This window comes from Flagellimonas yonaguniensis (assembly GCF_029193885.1).
GTDB classification, from domain to species: Bacteria; Bacteroidota; Bacteroidia; order Flavobacteriales; family Flavobacteriaceae; genus Flagellimonas; species Flagellimonas yonaguniensis.
The window spans coordinates 269,206-290,736 of the sequence record NZ_JARFVB010000002.1 but is presented as its reverse complement, the minus strand read 5'-3'; the positions used below and the strand labels follow the sequence as shown (position 1 = coordinate 290,736).

The window sequence follows — 21,531 nt, the reverse complement described above, 5'->3', positions numbered from 1 at the left end:
CACGAATATAGGGCCCCTTAGCTCAACTGAATAGAGCACTGGATTTCGGCTCCAGCGGTTCGGGGTTTGAATCCCTGAGGGGTCACAAAAGGGGACTTTCTGCAAATCAAGTGGAAGTCTCCTTTTTCTTTGCCAGGGCTTTGCCGTACACAAGGTTCTGTATGGTAAACACGGGAATTGTCATTCTTTTTTAATATTGGGAGTCAGTCATGTTTCAGTAGAGATACAGTCTTTTGGTATTGGAGGGAAAATGTCGGCCACAAGAGCTGCAATTCGTTTTCCCTTTTGTTTCGAAAGAGTAGCCCTAGGATTTGTAGTAAAGGAGAAAAGGGCAAAAAGGAACAGTATGCTCAAAAAAGGTATGTGAAAACTGACATTGCCCTAAATGGAGCTTGCCCCTTATCCAAGAACTGCACTGACAAGACAAATCGCAAAGTCCAACTTATCGGAATCAGGAAAAATAGTTACTATCCTTACCATCTTCAGTGCTTTGTTTATGCTGTTCCCCTTCATATATTGCCCACTATTAAAATTATGTAAATGCTTTTTGAACATTTTTTAGATTGATAAATTATCAAAAAAAAAGTACGGAATTTTTAAAAAGAGACTAAATAGTCTTATTTTTGTTTTTAAAAGCAAATTATTTTGACTGAAAAGGGAATTAGGACAAGAAACCATTTTATAGAAGTTAGTGCCGCTTTATTCAACCATTATGGTTATGCCGGTACCTCTGTGGATACTATATTAGACAAAGCTGGATATTCCAAAGGGGCATTGTATCGCACATTTAAAGACAAAGAAGAGATTGTTGTTGAGGCATTTAAGTTCAATCTAAAGGAACTTGGAACAAGAATGCAGAAGGAAATTGATAAGGAATTAACTGCTAAGAGAAAATTAAATGCCATGTTCAGGCTATATACCGATGTCATTTTAGGAAAAATTTTTCCAAATGGTTGTCCTTTGTTGAATACTTCAGTGGAAGTTGATGATACTAATGATCAAATGCGTTTAATAGCTTCAAAAGCATTTGATACTTGGAGGGATTTGATAAGGGAAATCCTGGAAGAAGGGATAAAAAACAATGAATTTGATCAAAATATGGATATAGGGCAAGTCCCTGATTTTATTATCGCGACAATTGAAGGAAGCATAGCTATATCAAAAGCACAAAAGAACCCGAGTATCGTTGTCAACAATATTCAGATGCTTAAACAAATATTGAACTTTTAAATTTTTTTACCATAAAAAAGACTATTTGGTCTTTTTGTTAAATCATTATTTATGTCAAAAACAGCTTATATAATCGATGGATATCGAAGTCCTGTGGGTAAAAGCCATAAAGGAGCATTCAAGAACATGCGCTCTGATGATATAGCCGTACAGGTTGTGAATCACTTATTGAAAGAGGTACCAAACATAGATCCGGAACAGATTGACGACCTGATTCTTGGTTGCGCCTATCCGGAAGCCGAACAGGGTATGCAAATGGCACGTCTCATCTCATTGATGGCCCTACCGATGTCTGTTCCTGGTTTGACCATCAACCGCTTTTGTGGATCGGGGCTTGAGGCGATGGCCATTGCCGTACAAAGAATCCAAAGTGGCATGGCCGATGTTATTATAGCTGGCGGAACGGAAAGTATGACATTGATCGCCGAGGGAGGTACCAAGTTTTCACCAAACCCCGAAATGGTACAAAAACATCCAGACTATTTCATCAACATGGGATTGACTGCAGAAAATGTTGCCGCTAAATATGGGATATCACGTGAGCATCAGGATGTTTTTGCATTGGAATCCCATAAAAAAGCATGGCGGGCCCTCGTAGAACATAAATTTGAGGATGAAATTGTACCTATCATCGCCAATGGAAGGAAAATTGATGTTGATGGTAATGTAAAGAACATTTCGGAAAGAATTGATCAAGATGAGCATTTTAGGCCAACCACTTCATTGGATGCTTTGGCAAAACTTAAACCTGCTTTTAAAAAAGGTGGTACCGTAACAGCTGGGAATTCTTCTCCCCTAAGCGATGGTGCCGCCTTTACTTTGATCGCTTCGGAAGATTTTGTGAAAAAACACAATTTGACCCCTAAGGCAAGGATGTTGGGCTATGGAGCAACGGGTGTACATCCTGCTTTTATGGGAATAGGCCCTGTGGAGGCAGTGCCGATGGTCTTGGGCAAGGCCGGTCTTGGGCTAGAAGATATAGACTTGTATGAATTGAACGAAGCTTTTGCCGCCCAGGCACTTGCCGTTATCCAAGAACTTGAACTAGACCCTGAAAAAGTGAATGTCAACGGTGGGGCCATTGCATTGGGGCATCCCCTTGGGGCCACTGGAACCAAATTGGCCATTCACTTAATTCATGAGATGAGAAGGAGAAATTCCAAATACGGTATGGTCACGGCATGCACGGCAGGAGGGCAAGGAGTGGCCGGAATATTCGAGAACCTTCAAAACTAACCGTTAATCTCATGAGATCAAAAAAAGTATCATACCCGACCTATCTTTTTATAATTGCTTTTGCCCTGTTCGGTCATCAAATCTCTTTTGGTCAATCCGTATTGGACAAGTATATCGAAGAGGGAATAAAGTCAAATCAAAGATTCCTTCAGGCACAAATGGAAAGCAATATAAGTGTACAGGAAAACAAGATTGCAAAAGGACAGTTGTACCCCGATATCTTCTTGAGTGCGGATTACAGCATTTCAAATGGAGGCAGGTCCATAGCCATTCCTTTGGGCGATTTATTGAACCCCATCCATTCCAGTCTGAACGATATCAATGGAAACAATCAGTTCCCCACCGATCTTGAGAACGTTGATGAACAATTTTTGCCAAACGATTTTCACGATACAAAAGTGAGAATCGTACAGCCCTTGTTGAACACGGATATTTATTACCAATACAAAGCTTCACAAGCCAATATCTCCGCCACCAAGGCAAGAGAAGAATCGTACAAGGCCCAGCTCAAGTTTGAAATTACCAGGGCATATTACGATTATTTAAAAAACCTTGAACAGAAAAAGATTTTGGACAGCACCCAAATCCTGCTGAAAGAATTGGCGAGGGTCAACTTAAAATTTGTCAAATATCACATAGCCACTAGGGATATCATTTATAATTCCGAAAGTCAAATTTTTGATGTGGACGCACAAATAGCAACAGCCGAGAGGGAAGTCTCCACCTCCAAAATGTACTTTAACACCTTGCTGAATAGAAATTTAAATGATTCTATACTGGTGGACAGTGAAATGACAACAAATTTCACACTGACAGGAGATCTTGAACAACAGGCACTTGACAACCGCTCAGAAATAAAGGCTGTTCAGAGTTCCATCGATTCGTTGCAATACCATCTGAAAAAAGACAAGAGTTACTTGATTCCTAACATTAATGTCATAGGCGATTTTGGGTATCAGGGCTATGGATATCACTTTGATGGGGAGCAAGAATATTACATGGTCAACCTTCGTCTTACCTGGCCACTATTTAAGGGAAATAGAAACAGAGCGGAGATTAAAAAAACACAGTTTTACAGAAATCAGGTGGAACTTCAACTTCAGGACTTGAAAAATTCCATCAAACTCCAGGTCAATTCGGCTTTATTACAGTTTGCCGAGAGTCAAAAAGTGTTCGATGCACAATTGGCAGGTCTTAAAAGCGCAGAGGAAAATTTTAAGATCGTTCAGAGCAGGTATCGGGAAAACCTTGTGCCACTGGTCGAATTCAACGAAGCAAGGATCAATTATACAAATACACAGTTAAAGGTTTCGATTGCAAAGTATAATATAAAAATAGCCGAGGCCAACCTAAAAAGAACTTTACAACTCTAACAATGAAAAAATCAAATTATCTCTTGATCATAATAGGTGTCATAACCTTTTTTGGATGCAAAAAAGAATATAGGACTGCTGAAAAATCACTGAAAACGAACAAAAAACCTGTTAGGGTTATTTCGCTCGAGCAGTCAAGATCCATAGATCCGATAACGGCTTCGGGGGTGTTGGTTTCAAATGAGGAAGCGATCTTATCTTTCAAAATCGGCGGGGTCGTTCAATCCCTGAATGTTTCTGCAGGTGAGACGGTAAATAAAAACCAAAGGCTTGCCAATTTAAATTTATCGGAGATCAATGCGCAAGTGGAAAGTGCCAAATATACCTATGAAAAGTCCATTCGTGATTTTGATAGGGCCACAAATCTTTACAGGGATACTGTGGGGACTTTGGAACAGGTCCAAAATATGGAAACCCTGAGTGAAATTGCAAAGAGCAATCTTACCACGGCCCGGTTCAACCGTCAGTTTGCCATAATCAATAGTCCATATCGTGGCAATATATTGAAGAAGTATGTGGAAGTAGGTGAGATTGTTTCTCCAGGCCAGCCCATTTATAAAATTGGGACATCCGGTTTTGATGGTTCGCAGGTTGTACGGATAGGATTGGCGGACAAGGATGTCATAAGGATAAAACTGAGTGATATGGCATTGGTGTCATTTGATGCAGTCCCCAATGAACAACTTAGGGGAATAGTGACAGAAATAGCAAGTTCTGCCAATGCCAGTACAGGTTTGTACAATGTGGAATTGACCTTGGAAGGATTTCACGAAGATCTAAAAAACGGGTTTATAGGCAAGGTGGAACTCTATCCGGGAGCTGACAGCAAAAAATATAAAATCCCTATTGATGCATTGGTTGAAGGCAATGGAACAATTGGGAAAGTCTTTATATCGGAGAATGGTCTTACCGCTATCGAAAAAGAGGTGGAGGTTTCAAATTTTGGAAAGGATTATATGGTGGTGGATACGGAAAGTCTTCCCCCGAATGCTTCTGTTGTTATAGAAGGTGCCGCATATCTAAGGTCTAACGATTCAATACAAATAGTAAAATGAGATTACCCCATTTAGCCATTTCAAACAGGCTGTTTGTAATTACCAGTATAGTCCTTCTGGTCTTCATCGGATACAAATCTTTCAAGTCCATGCCAAGATCTGAAGATCCTTTTTTGGAGTTGCCCAAATATTCCATTATCGCAGTTTACCCCGGAGCTAGCCCAGAGGATATGGAAGAGCTTATTGTAGATCCCATTGAAGAATTGATTGACGAACTGGATGACATCGATGAAATAAAAACAGAGGTTACCAATGGTCTGGCCGTTATCAATGTTGATGCAGAATTTGGTATCGATTATGATGGAAAATACGATGATATAGTTACGGAAATCGGTAAAATAAGAAACGAACTCCCGTCCGGTATCTTGGAGCTCGATATCAATCAATACAAACCTGAGGATAGGAATGTTGTCCATCAATACGCACTGGTTTCGAAAGATGTGGAGTTCAGGACACTTTATGATTTGGCGGAAGACCTTGAAAAGGATCTTGAAAAATCCAACGTGGTAAAAAAAGTGGAGATTGAAGCTTATCCCCACGAAGAGATAAGGATAAGTTTGGATTTTCAAAAAATGTCCCAAGTGGGCATTAGCCTCAAACAGGTCGTCAATGTCCTGAAGTCCAACAATGCAAACATTCCAGGAGGTAGCTTAAAGTCCGGTAAGTTGACATTCAACATAAAATCATCGGGAAGCTATGAATCGCTGGATGAGATAAGGAACATAGCCATTACGTCCCAAGACAATCAAATTGTATATCTAAAAAATATTGCAAATATCAATTACGATTATGAGGATCCTAGATGGATTGCCCGTTTCAATGGCGAAAAGGCGATCTATCTGTCGGTTTATCAAAAAAAGGGGGGCAATATTTTAACGCTTTCAGAAGAAATCGGCCAAAAAGCGAAAGATTTCAAGAAAAAACTTCCGGCATCGATTCAATTGGAAACCCCATTTGAACAGGCTCCGGCGGTTAAATCAAGAATAAACGATTTTTTGAACAACCTATTACAGGGTGTGTTTCTTGTGGGAATCATAATCCTTGTTTTTTTGGGATGGCGACCTGCATCCATAGTGGTTACGGTAATTCCGTTGTCGATACTGATTGCCATAATCCTTCTTGATTTTACCGGATATGCCCTGCATCAAATAAGTATTTCTTCATTGGTGATAGCCTTGGGGCTTTTGGTGGACAACGCCATTGTGGTAGTGGAGAACATTATTCGGTTCAAAAAGGAAGGATTCGGTATAGGTAAGGCGGCTGCCATGGGTACCGCAGAAGTGGGCTATGCCATTGTAAGTTCCACCATTACCACGGTCTTGGCCTTTGCCCCCTTGGCCTTATTGGAAAGTGGGCCGGGCGTATTTCTTCGCAGTTTGCCCCTCACTGTCATATTTGTCTTGGTCGGTTCATTGGTTCTGGCATTGGTATTTACCCCAATTTTGGCCCAAAAACTGTTAAAGGACAAAAACACCACAAAGTCATCCGTTATTATTGAGAAACTAGAGGACTTTATAGAGAAAAAATATTCCAAGACGTTGGATTTTGCCCTCGAAAAAGGATGGTTGATCATGCTCATCGGAGTCCTTACCATGATCGGTTCCATACTATTGTTCCCAAAAATCGGCGTCAGTTTTTTCCCTACGGCCGATAAGCCCATGCTGTTACTGAGTGTGGAACAACCGTATTCCAGTAACATTGACCATACGGATGAAACCTTACGTTTTATAGAATCCGTTTTGGACACAACGGATTATGTGCAAAGTTACACAACCAATGCGGGGCATGGTAATCCACAGGTCTATTACAATAGGATTCCAGAGGAGTACAAAACATATCATGGTGAGGTATTGATCAATTTCAAGGAATGGGATGAGGAAAGGTTCCACAATACATTGAACGGTTTCCGAAAGGCTTTCAATAGTAATCCCAATGGGAAAATCTCTTTTAGGGAATTGCAGAATGGAGCTCCTTTCGAGGCCCCTGTGGAAATTCTTCTTATAGGTGAAGACCTCAAAACACTTAAAAGAATATCATACGATATAGAAAACCTGATTGCCGAAACACCCGGGGTCATTGATGTGGAAAATCCCCTGGCAAGGGCCAAAACGGATATCAAAGTTGATATAAACCGTGATAAAGCAGCAATGTACAATGTCTCATTGTTTGATATTGACCAAACTGTCCGGGCCAGTTTAAACGGACTGAGTATTGATAAAATCAAAATAAGCGAAGAGGATGAGGAATATCCCTTGGTATTGAGAATACCTTTTAAAGACAGGCCTTCCATCAGGGATTTTGGTAAAGTATCCGTACCAAACGCCAGAGGAGAGAATATTTTATTGAGTCAACTTGCTTCCATCAAATTTGATCAAGACTATGCAAAGATCAATCATTACAATACCGATAGGAATACGGCAATAACATCTAATGTGACGAATCCTGAGGAAACCAGAAAAATTACGGAATCCATAATAGAAAAACTCAAGGATTATAAATGGCCCAATGGCTATACTTACCATGTGGGCGGGGAATATGAAACCCAATCTGAAAGTTTTGGGGATTTGGGAACGTTGCTCATGGTAGCATTGATACTGATTTTTGCAGTGTTGGTTTTGCAGTTTAGGAGCATTCGACAGCCCCTTATCATATTCTCTGCAATTCCATTGGCCATAAGTGGGTCTTTCATTGCCCTTTTTATTACGGGATGGTCTTTTTCATTTTTTGCATTTGTCGGGTTTATCAGCCTTGTGGGGATTGTGGTGAACAATTCCATTATCCTTGTTGATTATACCAACCAACTCCTGAAAGAGGGGCTTTCCAAAATAGAAGCCATCAAAACTGCTGCAAAAAGAAGGTTTACACCCATCATACTTACAACATTGACAACTATTGTGGGATTGCTTCCCTTGACAGCTTCGGGAACATCGCTTTGGTCCCCTTTGGGATGGACACTGATCGGAGGAATGATTTCATCGACCTTATTGACCCTTTTGGTTGTTCCCATTTTGTACAAATGGTTGACCGTAACATATAAGCAAAGGATTTAATATGAAGAAGAACCAATTTGATATCATGGTAATAGGCTCGGGTCCAGGAGGATATGTCGCTGCGATCCGAGCCTCACAATTGGGCTACCGAACCGCAATTGTGGAGAAGTATGGTTCCTTGGGAGGCACATGTACCAATGTTGGTTGTATTCCTTCCAAGGCATTGTTGGATACTTCCAAAAAATTTTATCAAGCAAGGGGGAAGTTCAAGGAATTTGGAATAGACATCAATCCACCACAGCTAAATGTCGGGCAGGTGTTTCATCGTAAGGACAAGGTTGTCGATGCCAATACCAAAGGTATCGATTACCTCATGTCAAAAAACAATATTGAGGTGATCACGGGTAAAGCATCATTTTTAAACAATGAATCTGTGAAAATTGAAAACGATAAGGGCATTGTTACCATCCCATCATCCAGATTTATTATAGCAACAGGCTCCAAGCCCGCTTCAATACCCGGAGTTGTATTCGATAAGAAAAGAATTATTACTTCTACAGAGGCGTTGAGCCTAAATGAAATTCCTGAAAGTCTCATAATTATAGGTGGTGGTGTCATCGGCTGTGAAATGGCATCCATATTCGCAAGGTTCGGATCAAAAGTTACTGTTCTGGAGTATGCAGATTCCTTGGTGTCGGGCATGGATGGTGATTTGGGCAAAGGGCTCAAGAAGGTCTTGACAAAGGAAGGGGTACAAGTTTTGTTAGGGCAAAGAGTCAAAGAGGTCAAAAATGAAGGGGGCCGTACCGTTGTAATTTACCAAAACCAGAAAGGGGAAAATATAAGATCCGTTTCATCGTATGTTCTGGTTGCTGTTGGAAGAAAAGCCTATACGAAAGGATTGGGTTTGGAGAACACCAATGTTCAAGTTGATGAAAACGGTAGAATAAAGGTCGATGAAAACCTTGCCACACATGAGTCCAACATATATGCCATTGGAGATGTGATAAGAGGTCCAATGTTGGCACACAAAGCTGAGGAGGAGGGTGTTTTTGTTGTGGAAAGGATAGATGGTCAAAAACCGCATATCAATTACAATGCAATCCCCAAGGTGGTCTACACATGGCCCGAAGTGGCATCCGTGGGGCAAACCGAAGAGGAACTCAAATGGCGGAACATTCCTTACAATACAGGAAAGTTTCCTTTTTCGGCGAGTTCCAGAGCAAGGGCTGCAGGGGAAAAGGATGGTTTTGTAAAAGTATTGTCAGAGCCTGTATATGGCGAGATATTGGGAATACACATTATTGGACCAAGAGCGGCCGATTTGATTGCTCAAGCGGTAGTGGCCATGGAGTATGAGGTCACTGCAAAGGATATGTTTTCCATTTCGTATGCGCACCCCACCTATTCGGAAGCATTAAAAGATGCTTTTAGGCTCTCATATAATGATCAAGCCATCAATTTGTAAGTGAAGGATCGGTTAAGGGGGTGGGGTAAAGATTTTTTGGTATGGCGGTTTCGAGCCCCTATGGATTTTTAACTTGGTATATCATCATTCTTGTGCTGTTTAGAGGGAAATTCAATTCCCTCTTCTTTGATCAATTCATAGCCAAATTTCATGATGGTTTCAATAACAGGGATTGCTTGCATTCCTTTATCGGTAAGGCTGTATTCTACCTTTGGGGGAACTACGGCATAGACTTTTCGATTTATCATGCCCTTTGCTTCCAATTCCCGTAACTGGCTTGTGAGCATTTTATCCGTTATGTGGGGAATATCTTTTTTAAGTTCGTTAAAACGTTGGACAGATTCTTGCAAGCGCCATAAAATTGGCATTTTCCATGTACCTCCAATATGGCTCAACGCAAACTCTATTGGGGTATAATATAATTTTCTATCATGAAAAAATTCCGGCATACTACTACTTTTTATAAACAGCTATTTTATTGTTTTGAACGCAACCTACCCAGTATAGGTTATTGGCCTCCATGGCTACCGTGGCATTTGCAAAATCCGCACCACCTCCCTTTATCAACTCTTCAAATTTTAAGGTCTCGGGAGACATTTCCACAATACTAAAGTACATGTTTTTGATAGAAATTCCCTTGCTTTCAAAAACCTCGACAGGGCGGCCATTTTGGCCTGCAATCAAAAGATTGCCCTCTATGGACCAGCGGATATTGTCCGGTAAAAAACCAACTGTCGCCGATGCCGTAATATTTTTTTTCGCCAATGAGATTTTATGGACTTTTCGCCTTGCCCATTCAGATACATATAGGTTTTCTCCATTGGGCGAGATTGCTATGCCATTTGCTCCGGAAAAAAAGGTGGGGAGCAATGGTTGCCACTCAAGTTTTGTTTTGTGCCATTTCCATATTTGACCGGTAGGGTTCCCTTTATCAAATTTTTGAAGAAAATCACTTTCGGTCGGATCATACATACTTGTTGCATATATGCTTCCGTCTCCATCCACAACAAGCCCATTCGCCCAGACGTTTTTTGGAAAGTCGATATGCCTTTTCCATTTCAATTTTGGTAATTTATCGACAATGATCAAGTCAAAGATTTCGATTGCCTCCCTACTTCCATGATTGATGACATAAAGTTGGTAGTTGCCAACGGAAGATTGTGTCAGGTATATTCCATGGGGCGAAAAGTGGGTCAAACCATCATAATTGTCTTGTTCATTGATTAAGCGGAACAGTAGCATAATGGATTCGCTCTTTGTATTCAATGCAAAAATGGCTCCGGATGATTGTTTTGTGGAAACCATGGAACTAACAATTGCCCAATCGGTACCATTTACTTTTATTAAATCCTCCGGATTGTCGATGCCCTTGATGAAATAATCAGGGGCATTGTTGTTCTGGGAATAAAATTCGGAACTTAAGAGTAGGAAAACCACCAATAACAGGATGGTTAAAACAGAGAAGGGTTTCATTTTATTTTTTTGACAAATCTACGAGCATAACAAGGATGTTTTTCATACTTACAAAAAGGTAAGTATAGGACCAAAATGTAAGTATGGACAATTTCAAAACCCAAATTCCAATCTTTGTCCCAAAACTGGGAAAATGGAAAAAAACAGGATTTTGATCGCTTTGGCCGTGGGTGTTTTTGGAATCACCACAACAGAATTTGGCGTAATCGGAATATTGCCGGACCTGGCAGCCTACTTTAACGTGACCATAGATACGGCTGGACTGATGTTAAGTGCATTTGCCATTGTTGTGGCCTTTTCTGGTCCGTTCATGGTCCAATGGTTGTCATCTTACAATAGAAAAAACCTTATGATTTTTTCTTTGGTAATATTTGTTGTATCCAATTTGCTTTCGGTCATATCCGAACACTTTTATGTTTTGGTATTTGTACGGATGGTACCGGCATTTTTTCATCCGGTCTATTGGTCCATTGCACTTTCCATTGCGGCCCGACAATCAACTCATGGGGACTCTTCCAAATCGGTCAGCATGGTTTTTTCGGGTTTGACCATTGCAACCGTTCTCGGTGTACCCATGGCCACTTATATTTCCGATTTATTTGGTTGGCAGGCTTCCTTTTTGTTGTCGGCCCTAATAAATCTTGTATCTGTTCTGGGACTTTGGTTTTTCATGCCACCGATCGAGACGGAGAAGAAAGTTGCCCAAAAAAGGGATTTGGGCATTTTAAAGAACAATGTTCTATGGGTCAATTTTCTGATTACGTTTCTAATAATCACGGCAATGTATTCCACCTATGCCTATATGGCCGAATTTTTAGGGTCGGTTTCCAAGATGGATGGAACGGATATTAGCCTAATGCTTTTGGTGTTTGGTGCAATGGGGATATATGGTAACCGGTTGGCTGGAAAATATATGGGAAAATACCCAAAGAAAGCAACTGTCCTTTTTATTGTGTTATTGATCAGTGTACACCTTTTGGTGTATTGGTTTGGAATGTATTATTGGCTTATAGTCTTAATAACGGCTATTTGGGGATTGATCCATACGGGAGGGTTTGTGATCGGCAATTTAAATTTGACTTCTTCCATATCCGGTACATCCGAATTGATAAATAGCTTGTTTACCTCATGTGGGAACCTTGCAGTAACGATTGGTACACTACTTGGTGGGTTTTGGATTGCAAGTTACGGTGTACACAATGTAATATGGTCAAGTATTGTTTGCTTACTGATGTGCTTGTTCACGATTTTTATGAAAGTGAAATTTGTGAAAGAAATGCGAGTGTGAATTTCATGCGGTCAATTGGGCGTGGAAAAACTTAAAGCAACCATTCAATGGATAAGCCGGATAATCTGAGCCACCTATGCGGGATTCAAGTAACCTGGATAAATGAACTACTCGGATTTTTTTAATTCATAGCCAAATTTCATTATGGTTTTACTAATGGTCAATCTGTATTGATAAATAGTTTGTTTGCTCAAGAGGAAATCTTGCAAAAACAGTAAGTTCATAGCATAGCTGGTTGTATTTTGTATTACCTAATATGGTTTACTGTTTTTGCATGTTTCCCATTTGGATGAAAGTTGGAATTTGAGATGAATCAAGAGCCTTGTCTCATTGGATTTTACCCAAGATATGATGATTTGACTTGGTCAAACACAATGACTTGGCTAAGTCAATGTTGATTTAAAAGAAAAGCAATGAGTTCGTCAGGAGACAATTTGTTATAATCAATGATGATATCCGGTGTTACGGGTTCGGTGGTTTTCCCCCCATTGGGCCTTTCCAAATAAAATCGTGGCGAGACAGCTGTAAGTCCTGTGTTTGGCATCTTAAAGAATTGGATAGAACCTGTTTGCCCGCTCTTGCCTCCTGTTGGTTCTCCTACCAGTTGCCCAAACGTATAATCTTGAACAGTATTGGCGAACAAAATGGCAGATGAATAGGTATATGGGCCAATCAGTATGGATACTTTTCCTTTGAATGTGTTGGTTGCTGTGGTGTCAACAGGAATCAATGTATCTATTTCCCCTTCTTTAATGGAGCCAATGACCTCACCAGGGTCCCTGAATTTGGCAATAATTTTCTTTTTGTAGTTTGATCCCCAACGGTAGGGTTTGTCCGCAATATATCTTAATATGCCCTTCATCCAAAATTGATCATCACCGCCTCCGTTCTTACGTATATCGATTATCAAATGGGATATCCCATGGCTTTGAAGAGCGGAAAAAGATGTATCCATGAAGGAGTAATACCTTTCCGGGTCATCCCACCAAAAGCTATTGACTGTGAGCACCGCATTTTCATGGTCCAGGATCTTTAAATCAAAATTGTCTTCAAAGGTTTCTTCCCGATAAAGTTTGGGAAGGCCGCATATACCATTTATGGAAATCACCTGCGTTTTTTTATCATACAGTACTTCAATGTCGAACTTCTGCTGTTCTCCATACATCAACATATAAAATATGGAGAACTTTGTTTGCAATATGGCTTTCCGGTGCTCTTCTGAATCACCATTTATTCTTGACAATAGGGAAGATGTTATGGTCTCTATGGGAATGTTGTTGATTTTTACTATTTGATGTCCCATATATTCGGAAGGTTTTCCATCAATCAGAGAATGGATGACCAGATCGTCTTTGTTGAAGATGACTTCAAAAGGAAATAAATTTCCTCCATTTAAAATATAATCTTCAACAATGGTACTGTTGATATATCCAACAAATGTATGTCCGTCAGATAATTGACTGTTTAAGGGCGATATACGTTTCCAAAACTCTAAAATTTCCATAGGATGGATAATACTATCCCTTATTTGTGCCACACTTTGATATAACCTGTCTATATCTTTTACGGTATAGGATAAATCGGGGTGGGTGGCATGCAACCAATCAAACCAAGTGTCAATATCCGACTTTAGATCTTCGGGCGGCAACTGTGTCTTTAAATGTTCATAAGGACTCTTTTGTGCAGTTAATGGGGGAAAAGTCAAAACCATTAATAGTAACAGAATTGTTGATTTCATGATTGTTCTTTTAAGATTTACTAAACTTAGTTTTTGATGATGAATTCATGTATGGATATCTTTACATGAAGATACTTTGGTGAATATATTCAATTTTATCTTTATATAAAGATAGTTTTCTGTAATTTTAGTGAAATGGAGAATAAAAATGACATTATCGATACTTTGATTTCGGATTGGAATCGAGAACGACCGGATTTAGATGCTACTGCCATGCACATAGTCGGAAGATTACTGATTTTGGGTAAAGGCTTGGAAAAAAGAGCCAATCAATCTTTGGGTGAGTTTGAGATTCATTATACAGATTTGGATGTATTGGCCACATTGAGACGCAGTGGATCGCCCTTTGAATTGTCTCCCAAAGAACTCATGCAATCCGTCTTGATAACCTCAGGGGCCATGACCGCTTTACTTGATAGGTTAACCAAATTAGGTCTTATTTATAGATCTCCTGATGCAATGGATGGTCGGGTCAAGAAAGCTGGACTGACAGAAAAGGGAAAGGATATAATAGATAGAGCAATTAAAATTCGGTTCAATGAAGCAAAGGATTCCATCGCTTGCCTTACCAAAAAGGAGAAGGAAGCGTTTCTTCCATTGTTGAAAAAGTTGATGGGAACACTCAGCTAATTTCATAGGTCGGTTTTACACATTTCTAAAAGATGGTTGACTTTCATTAAATACTCAAAATTAAATGGATTATCCTAATAGGGTCCTTGTCATTACTTTTTGAGTACCTCAAAATAAAAGGTCACACTGGAGAACCCGGTAAAGATTCCCAGCCCATTTTTTACATTAGTGAATGGTTCGTACAGGTCACGGGAATCTTGACTGGTCGTCTCATACAACTGGGCATATTCCTCGTTTACATGGAAAAGTGTTACCCGGTGCAGGCCAAATTGATTATAGTGAACCGTGGCCCTTAAGGAAAAAATGTTGGATTGTGTTGGCGAACTGACATATTCAAAATTCTCCCCGATTCCCGCTAGGGCCTCCAATTGGTTGATTGGCTCTGGATTTGCTTCAATGTTTTCGATTAAAAGGTAGTGATAGTCATCATTTTCATTGTTCCATGTTATATCGATTGTTTCTTGAAAGGACTCGGTAAAATCCCTCAATTCAGATGGGGTGTCAATCAATGGAATGTATATTTCATCATGTGAAATATTACCATTTTCTGGAAGTGGGGGGATAGTGGTTTCTGCGTGAACGGTTTCTCCCTCATGCTCAAATTCAATTCTGTATGTCTCACCTATTTTGATCGTAAGATCATCTCCCGTGTATTCGTAACGACCTGCTTCCCCTGGCATCATGGATAATTCATAACTTTCACTATCAAGGATTATATGAACATTGGCATTGGTTAGGTAGGTTGTTTGATCATTGTCCTCCTCGTTGTATAAACTCGATTTTTTTAATATAATATCGTCAACTGGGTCACCTTCGTACAAGTAGGCTTCAATTACGGGTTCACTTTGTACCTTATAATCAGGGACATCCTCACATGCTGTTAGAGGTATAATCGACGTAATCATTATATATTTTAATAGTCTCATTGTTTTTGGATTAAAATTTAACATTGAAGAATATACTTGGGGTAAATCCAATATAGTTCACGTTGGTCTCGATGACATTGTCTTCTACCACCTCGAACTCTTTGTACCAAATGTTTGTCCTATTGTAAAGGTTGAAGAGGGATAGCCCCGCGTTTCCAGTGCCCCCTCCCAATTTAAAAGAGTAGGTGGCACTCAGGTCCAACCGGTGGTATGGGGGGAGGCGAAGCCCATTTTTATCACCTACACTCACATACTCATAGGTGGTGCCGTCCAATAAAGTGATGGTATATTCACCATCGGGGGCAGTATAGGGTTTACCACTGCCGTAGACCCAAGTGGCTCCGAGATCCCACTTTCCTATTTTTAACATGTTCACCCATTTAAGCTCATGGCGTTGGTCGTGCAGTGCATAATATGGATTGTCGCTGATATCGGGAAAGGTATGTACCACTTCGCTCAATGTATATCCCAACCAACCCGTATAGGCACCGACCTTTTTTTGAAGCAGGAATTCCACTCCACGGGCAATGCCCGTTCCTTCAAAAAAGTATTGGTCATCGGAACCAGATCTTAGTGCAGATTGAAACCGAAGGGAAAATTCGGACAGTCCGGTCATGTCCTTTTCAAAATATTCGACATCCAATAGCCAACCATCGTTTTCATAGCTTATGCCGAATATCCTATGTTCTGAGGAGCTAATGGGATTGGTCTCGTCATTGGCCAATAGCCAAAAATCCCTACTGCCCTGGGTAACATCTTCTCGAACTATTCGGTTTACAAATTGATAGTATTTGCCCCAAGCAGCTTTAAGTTTTATTTCATCGGACAATTGATATGTGCCTGAAATCCTGGGTTCATAGTAGATTTCTTCTGTAATATCAAAATGTGAAACCCTTATTCCTCCCAAAAGATCTAATTTCGAGGTTGCGCTCCAATTATCCTGAACAAATAAAGATGCCAAATTACCGTCGTTGTCCCGTGTAATGATTTCCAAAGAATCGTTCATGATATAATCGTACTTAACCTGATTGGAAGTGTACTGGCCGCCAAACTCCAACATATGATCGGAATTGATCTGATATTCGGCATGGAGGCGAGCCGTCAAGTCCTTGAGTTCGTTGTCCTCTATTATTCCCAGTACGCTGTTTGTGGTGCTGTCGGTGCGTTGTACGGTTACATCACTTAGTCTGTCCCTTTTGGAAAAATAATTGGAGTAGGCAACAATTGTTTTGGTATAGAGTTTTTCGTTCCATTTTCTTGCCCATCTGAGACTGCTCCCCAAATTCCCCCAATTCAACACATCACTTATGTTCGTGTCCACACTGCCTTCATTGTCTTGCCCAAAAGTGTTTTGGGATTCCCGGGAATTATCCAAATTGTCTTCCCCATTGTATAGGGATAGGGAAATAATATCTTGGTCACTTGGCCGATAACTGAGTTTTGCATTAAGGTCATAGAAATGAAAAGTGGGCTCTGTCTCGTTCCGTTGGTTTTGAAAATCACCTCCCATATTTTGGTCGTCCGATCCAAAGGAACTGTCATCGTTATAAAGGTCGAATATGTCCTGGTAGAGACCACTTTGAATGATGTCGGTATATGATCTCCTGCCCGCAATTAAAAGATTGGCTTTTTTCCCCAAAGGAATTTCCATGGCAATATTGGCACTCAATAAGCTTGCCCCTGCGGATAAAGTAAATTTATTGTTATTGCCGGTCTTTCCAGTGAGTTCCATTATGCTGGAAATTCTTCCACCAAATTCTGCTGGAAACCCGCCTTTGTAAAGTTGAATGTCTTTAAGCGCCTCGCTATTGAAAGCGCTGAAAAATCCATAAAAATGGTCCACATGATAAACGGTAAACCCATCTAACAGAATCAGGTTTTGATCGGGTGTCCCACCGCGCACATACAATCCCGCAGATGACTCGTTGGTCCCGCTCACCCCGGGCAACAATTGCAGGGCCCTGAAAATGTCTTTTTCACCAAGGTTCGGGATAGACGCCAATTCCTTGGGAGACAATGCCACTTGGCTGACTTTTTTGTTGAACCGAACCACCTGTTGTTCGGTTTCAGCGGAAAGTACAACTTCATCCAATTGTTCTGTGGTGGGTGTGAGGAATATTTCAATATTGGTATTGGCCATCGTTGACGCTACTTTTATGGTCTTGGCCTCATATCCGATGTATTTTACCCGAATGCTTGTGTTTTCAACAGGAACATCGAACAAGGTAAAATACCCATCAATATTGGTGGTTGTCCCATTGTTTGTTCCTACTACAAAAACATTTGCAAAAGGAAGTGTCTCACCTGTTGCTAGATCTTTGACAATACCGCTTATTGTTATTTTCTCCGGTGACCCACTTTGGTTGAATAGTCTTTTTAGTTCCAAACTGTGGGCATAAAACCCCATAAAAATGAAACAAAATAGGATTGCTGTTTTTTTCATGTAAATCGATAAGATTGATTTACTGCGAAAGAAATCCAAATACCCTGGGATTTTTGGGCTTTTCATGTGAAAGGGTCAATAATCTGATTGAAGCGGACTTTTTTATTCCCCCAAGTTTTTAATGGAAGGGTAGGAGTAGGTGTGCATCTTTAGAATTGGTATAGTCTGCAATTGTTATGGGTAAGTGATTGAGGTTTGAAGTTATTTCTGTATTGATTGAAAGGAATCCATATCTCTTTGGACTAAACTGAGAGTTGTTCACTAATTATTTAGCAATGAAGAGATTTTTATTGTTGGCTTTATTGATGATGGGAGCTTTCGGTTTTGCCCAAACCATGGATTACAATACCAAAAACGGATATGCTGTCCATGGATATGATGTAGTATCGTATTTTGGCGATAGGCCATTGGAAGGAAAGAAAGAGTTCTCCACAACCTATGATGGAGTCGGGTTTAAGTTTTACAACCAAGAAAATTTAGAAAAGTTCAGGGAAAGCCCATCCTCTTATCTTCCAAAGTATGGAGGCTATTGCGCCTATGCAGTGGCTACCAGCGGTAAAAAGGTAAATGTGGATCCAGAGACTTACGAAATCAGGGACGGAAAACTTTATCTGTTCTACAACAAAGGAAAGAATAACACCCTGCAGTTTTGGCTTGATGCCTCTCCAAATGATTTGGTTTCCGAAGCAGATAAAAACTGGGAGAAAATAAAGAATTGATTATTCTTTCTATCTTAATGCTCAAATTCATCGAAATACGAATTAAATAACCTATAACTAAACATCATGTTCAAATCTTCCTTGGAAACTTTGGAGCAGTTTAAGCAGGTACTGTCTGAACTATCCAAAGATTGTTATTCCCAACCATGCGAGATATTGTCCAATGCCACCATTGGGCAGCACACGCGACACATCATCGAGCTTTACCTTTGTTTGATCAAAGGGTATGAGCTTTCCGATGTTTCCTATGATCGCAGGGAGCGCAACCTCCAAATTGAGGAGGATTTGGCTTATGCATTGGATAGGTTGACATATATTCAGGAGCATTTGAACAAACCCAATAAGACCATAAAAATCAGTTATGAGCTAGCAGGAGAGGAAAACTGTATGGACTCCAATTACTTTAGGGAAGTGATGTACAATTTGGAGCATACCATCCATCACCAAGCTTTGATCAAAGTCGGGATTAGGCACCTTTCCACACAAGAAATCCCTGAGTCTTTTGGAGTGGCGCCATCTACCATACAATACAGAAAGGCATGTGCACAGTAAGTTTTATATCTTCAGGTGGCAAGCGGGTTATTACCTCCAACCGCGATGAACATATTTCAAGGCCTTTGGCCTTGCGGCCGCAAGAGGAAACCATAGGTTCGGTAAAGGTGCTTTTTCCGAAAGACCCCAAAGCAGGGGGCACATGGTTCGCTCTTAACGAGTACGGTTCGGTGGCCGTGCTCCTCAATGGTGGTTTTGTGAATCATGTTCCAAAGGGGAATTATGCCCGTAGTCGGGGATTGGTGCTTCTGGATGTTGTCGCATCCGAGCAACCTTATGATCTGCTTCAGGAAATGCAACTCCTGAACATAGAACCTTTTACCTTGATTTTGTTCAATGGTAAATTATTGGAGTTTAGATGGGATGGCCATCAAAAATATTTTAGACCGTTGGATGCGACAAAAAGCCATATTTGGTCCTCTGCCACACTTTATAAAGATGAGGTGATCGAACATCGAAGAAAATTGTTTCAAAAGTTCATGGACGGAAATTCCCAAATTTCCACAGGTGGGGTGGTTGACTTTCATTCCAATAACCATGATGATTTTGAGAACGGTTTTATAATTGATCGGGATTCTGGTCTAAAAACCTTTAGCGTTACCCAAGCTGTTTTGGATGACGAGGAAATTGTGATGCGCCACTTGGATTTGCTGAACGATAGATTTTTCGAAGTTCCTTTTTCGCCTAGCGAACTCACTTTGTAACTGAAATGGATGCACTGAAACTTATATGGCATCGAATCTCTCATTGGGAATATTGGCCGTTTTGGCTGATTTATTACCCCATGTTTCCCGTTTGGCTGTACTATTCCATCAAGGCGCGTTCCTTTTTCTTTTTTAACGCCGCCAATCCTGGAATGAAAAATGGGGGGATGGCCATGATTTCCAAAATGGAAATATACAATATGATTCCAGATCGGTTTATTCCCCAAACACTTTTTGTTGATAAAGATGAATCCCCTGAAATGGCTTTGGAACGGGTGCTGGATGAAGGTATCAATTTTCCTTTTATCGCCAAACCGGACATTGGAATGAAGGCCTTTGGGGTAGAAAAAATCCATAATAAAGATGAATTTCAGAAATATGTGAATTGGACGCCCTCGAACTTTTTGGTGCAAGAACTTATCCCATACCAAAAAGAGGTGGGTATCTTTTACGTTCGCAAGCCAGATGAAGCTCACGGCACAATTACAGGTATAGTGTCCAAGGAATTTTTGTCCATCACAGGCGATGGGCAGTGTACCATGTTGGAACTCATCAAAAGGAATCCTCGTAGCCACTTGCAGTTAAAGGTGTTGGAACAGAAGTTTGGCAGCCAGCTTCAAAATGTATTGGAAAAGAACGAAGAATTTGTCTTGGTGCCCTACGGAAGCCATACCCGAGGCGCCAAGTTCGTGGATATCAGCCATAAGATCAATGAGGAGTTGATGCAAACAATTGATCATATCTGCTCCCAAATGGAAGGTTTCCATTATGGCCGATTGGATGTTCTTTACAATACCATTGAGGAACTTTGTCAAGGAAAGAACTTTAGCATTATCGAAGTGAATGGAGCAGGGGGAGAGGCTACCCATATTTACGATCCCAAACATTCATTGTTTTGGGCTTGGCGAGAGGTTGCCCGTCATTGGGGCATGTTGTGCGACATCAGTATTACCAACAAGAGGGCAGGTTGCACGTATTTAAGTTTTAAGGATGGCAGGACCATGCTCAAGGAAACTGGGGCTTTGCAGTCTCGTTTAAAGGTAGTTTGAAGTGGTCAGAACCCTTCTGGCAGAAACAATGTCATATTCGCTATCTCCATTTCATCCAAATGTCCCATTTTGCTTAGGTCCTTGGTAATCAGGTGCATGTGTAAATAAGAATCATGATGGGTAAAGACACCTTGGTGTTTTGTGGAGAAGAACCCGATTACCTCTACCTTCTCATCAATTAGAGAGTAATTGGTCTGGCCTTGGTGGGCTTCTGCTGGGGAAGATACTTTGGTTCCCATGGGCAGATTTTGAATATGGATGATAGCATTTGAAATATCCCCCACCAATTTAAAGGCAAAAGGAGTACCCTGTTCTGTGGTCATGGAACTTAAGAAGTTTTCTACATCTTTAATGTCCTTTATATCTTGTGGTAGTTTTATTTGTTTCCATTCTGTAACATTGGTGTAAACGAAGAAAGGCGCGGAAACTTGAAAATTTCGTTCAACGGACATGGTGGAATCCGAAGTGACTTTGGACAAATAGCTCACACCATCATTAATCAATATTTCCCCGGTCAGAAAACTTTGAGGGCCAATTCCATAAAGGCCAGACTTGTTTTGTATGGAATCCAGTTCGATTTTGCCATCCAAATCACCACTCCACATTACATTTTTCATGGCACCGACTATTTGTAAATTTGTCGGGTTGTTTGGGGTC

At 40.6% G+C, this 21,531-nt stretch carries 18 protein-coding genes and 1 tRNA gene; 13 read left to right on the top strand and 6 right to left on the bottom strand.

Annotation, left to right across the window (positions count from 1 at the left end; translation table 11 throughout):
• Positions 1–11: 11 nt before the first annotated feature.
• From PY092_RS05705 to lpdA, 7 genes are all read left to right on the top strand, one after another.
• A tRNA-Arg gene (locus PY092_RS05705) sits at positions 12–85 on the top strand.
• A gap of 560 nt (positions 86–645) precedes the next feature.
• Entirely contained in the window at positions 646–1,230 is a 585-nt protein-coding gene (locus tag PY092_RS05700) for a TetR/AcrR family transcriptional regulator (RefSeq protein WP_275614880.1), read from the top strand.
• A 51-nt stretch (positions 1,231–1,281) separates the two neighbouring features.
• Positions 1,282–2,466: a thiolase family protein gene (locus tag PY092_RS05695; protein ID WP_275614879.1), complete on the top strand. Its 1,185-nt coding sequence runs from the start codon at positions 1,282–1,284 to the stop codon at positions 2,464–2,466.
• Positions 2,467–2,477: 11 nt separating this feature from the next.
• Positions 2,478–3,839 carry a TolC family protein gene (locus tag PY092_RS05690; protein WP_275614878.1) on the top strand — a complete coding sequence of 454 codons (1,362 nt, stop codon included), beginning with the start codon at positions 2,478–2,480 and terminating at the stop codon, positions 3,837–3,839.
• A gap of 2 nt (positions 3,840–3,841) precedes the next feature.
• Positions 3,842–4,894, top strand: a complete 1,053-nt coding sequence (locus tag PY092_RS05685) for an efflux RND transporter periplasmic adaptor subunit (RefSeq protein ID WP_275614877.1) — start codon at positions 3,842–3,844, stop codon at positions 4,892–4,894.
• The gene (locus PY092_RS05680) at positions 4,891–7,944 is read left to right on the top strand and encodes an efflux RND transporter permease subunit (RefSeq protein WP_275614876.1); all 3,054 of its coding nucleotides are present in this window, start codon (positions 4,891–4,893) and stop codon (positions 7,942–7,944) included. Before PY092_RS05685 ends, PY092_RS05680 begins: the two co-directional genes overlap by 4 nt.
• 1 nt (position 7,945) lies before the next feature.
• Entirely contained in the window at positions 7,946–9,352 is a 1,407-nt protein-coding gene (gene lpdA, locus PY092_RS05675; RefSeq protein ID WP_275614875.1) for a dihydrolipoyl dehydrogenase, read from the top strand.
• A 68-nt stretch (positions 9,353–9,420) separates the two neighbouring features.
• Here lpdA and PY092_RS05670 read toward each other — a convergent pair whose 3' ends face one another.
• Positions 9,421–9,801 carry a winged helix-turn-helix transcriptional regulator gene (locus PY092_RS05670; RefSeq protein WP_275614874.1) on the bottom strand — a complete coding sequence of 127 codons (381 nt, stop codon included), beginning with the start codon at positions 9,799–9,801 and terminating at the stop codon, positions 9,421–9,423.
• Between the two features lie 4 nt (positions 9,802–9,805).
• Entirely contained in the window at positions 9,806–10,825 is a 1,020-nt protein-coding gene (locus PY092_RS05665; protein WP_275614873.1) for an SMP-30/gluconolactonase/LRE family protein, read from the bottom strand.
• 133 nt (positions 10,826–10,958) lie between these two features.
• On the opposite strand from PY092_RS05665, the gene PY092_RS05660 reads away from it, so the two are divergent.
• Positions 10,959–12,113: an MFS transporter gene (locus tag PY092_RS05660; protein WP_275614872.1), complete on the top strand. Its 1,155-nt coding sequence runs from the start codon at positions 10,959–10,961 to the stop codon at positions 12,111–12,113.
• 388 nt (positions 12,114–12,501) lie between these two features.
• Here the strand turns inward: PY092_RS05660 and PY092_RS05655 are convergent, their stop codons facing one another.
• Positions 12,502–13,851 carry a S41 family peptidase gene (locus tag PY092_RS05655; RefSeq protein ID WP_275614871.1) on the bottom strand — a complete coding sequence of 450 codons (1,350 nt, stop codon included), beginning with the start codon at positions 13,849–13,851 and terminating at the stop codon, positions 12,502–12,504.
• A 135-nt stretch (positions 13,852–13,986) separates the two neighbouring features.
• On the opposite strand from PY092_RS05655, the gene PY092_RS05650 reads away from it, so the two are divergent.
• Entirely contained in the window at positions 13,987–14,481 is a 495-nt protein-coding gene (locus PY092_RS05650) for a MarR family winged helix-turn-helix transcriptional regulator (RefSeq protein ID WP_275614870.1), read from the top strand.
• Between the two features lie 92 nt (positions 14,482–14,573).
• On the opposite strand, the gene PY092_RS05645 is transcribed toward PY092_RS05650, so the two are convergent.
• Together PY092_RS05645 and PY092_RS05640 are read right to left on the bottom strand one after the other, a co-directional pair.
• Positions 14,574–15,407 carry a DUF4249 family protein gene (locus tag PY092_RS05645; RefSeq protein WP_275614869.1) on the bottom strand — a complete coding sequence of 278 codons (834 nt, stop codon included), beginning with the start codon at positions 15,405–15,407 and terminating at the stop codon, positions 14,574–14,576.
• A 10-nt stretch (positions 15,408–15,417) separates the two neighbouring features.
• Positions 15,418–17,850 carry a TonB-dependent receptor gene (locus PY092_RS05640; RefSeq protein ID WP_275614868.1) on the bottom strand — a complete coding sequence of 811 codons (2,433 nt, stop codon included), beginning with the start codon at positions 17,848–17,850 and terminating at the stop codon, positions 15,418–15,420.
• A 275-nt stretch (positions 17,851–18,125) separates the two neighbouring features.
• On the opposite strand from PY092_RS05640, the gene PY092_RS05635 reads away from it, so the two are divergent.
• From PY092_RS05635 to PY092_RS05620, 4 genes are all read left to right on the top strand, one after another.
• Positions 18,126–18,569: a YHS domain-containing (seleno)protein gene (locus PY092_RS05635; protein WP_275614867.1), complete on the top strand. Its 444-nt coding sequence runs from the start codon at positions 18,126–18,128 to the stop codon at positions 18,567–18,569.
• A 66-nt stretch (positions 18,570–18,635) separates the two neighbouring features.
• Positions 18,636–19,121 carry a DinB family protein gene (locus PY092_RS05630; RefSeq protein ID WP_275614866.1) on the top strand — a complete coding sequence of 162 codons (486 nt, stop codon included), beginning with the start codon at positions 18,636–18,638 and terminating at the stop codon, positions 19,119–19,121.
• Positions 19,109–19,825, top strand: a complete 717-nt coding sequence (locus PY092_RS05625) for an NRDE family protein (RefSeq protein WP_275614865.1) — start codon at positions 19,109–19,111, stop codon at positions 19,823–19,825. The genes PY092_RS05630 and PY092_RS05625 overlap by 13 nt, the downstream gene beginning before the upstream one ends.
• Before the next feature lie 5 nt (positions 19,826–19,830).
• Positions 19,831–20,874 (top strand): ATP-grasp domain-containing protein, encoded by a 1,044-nt coding sequence (locus PY092_RS05620; RefSeq protein WP_275614864.1) that lies wholly within the window; start codon positions 19,831–19,833, stop codon positions 20,872–20,874.
• 5 nt (positions 20,875–20,879) lie between these two features.
• Here the strand turns inward: PY092_RS05620 and PY092_RS05615 are convergent, their stop codons facing one another.
• Entirely contained in the window at positions 20,880–21,491 is a 612-nt protein-coding gene (locus PY092_RS05615; RefSeq protein ID WP_275614863.1) for an acetolactate decarboxylase, read from the bottom strand.
• Positions 21,492–21,531: the final 40 nt, after the last annotated feature.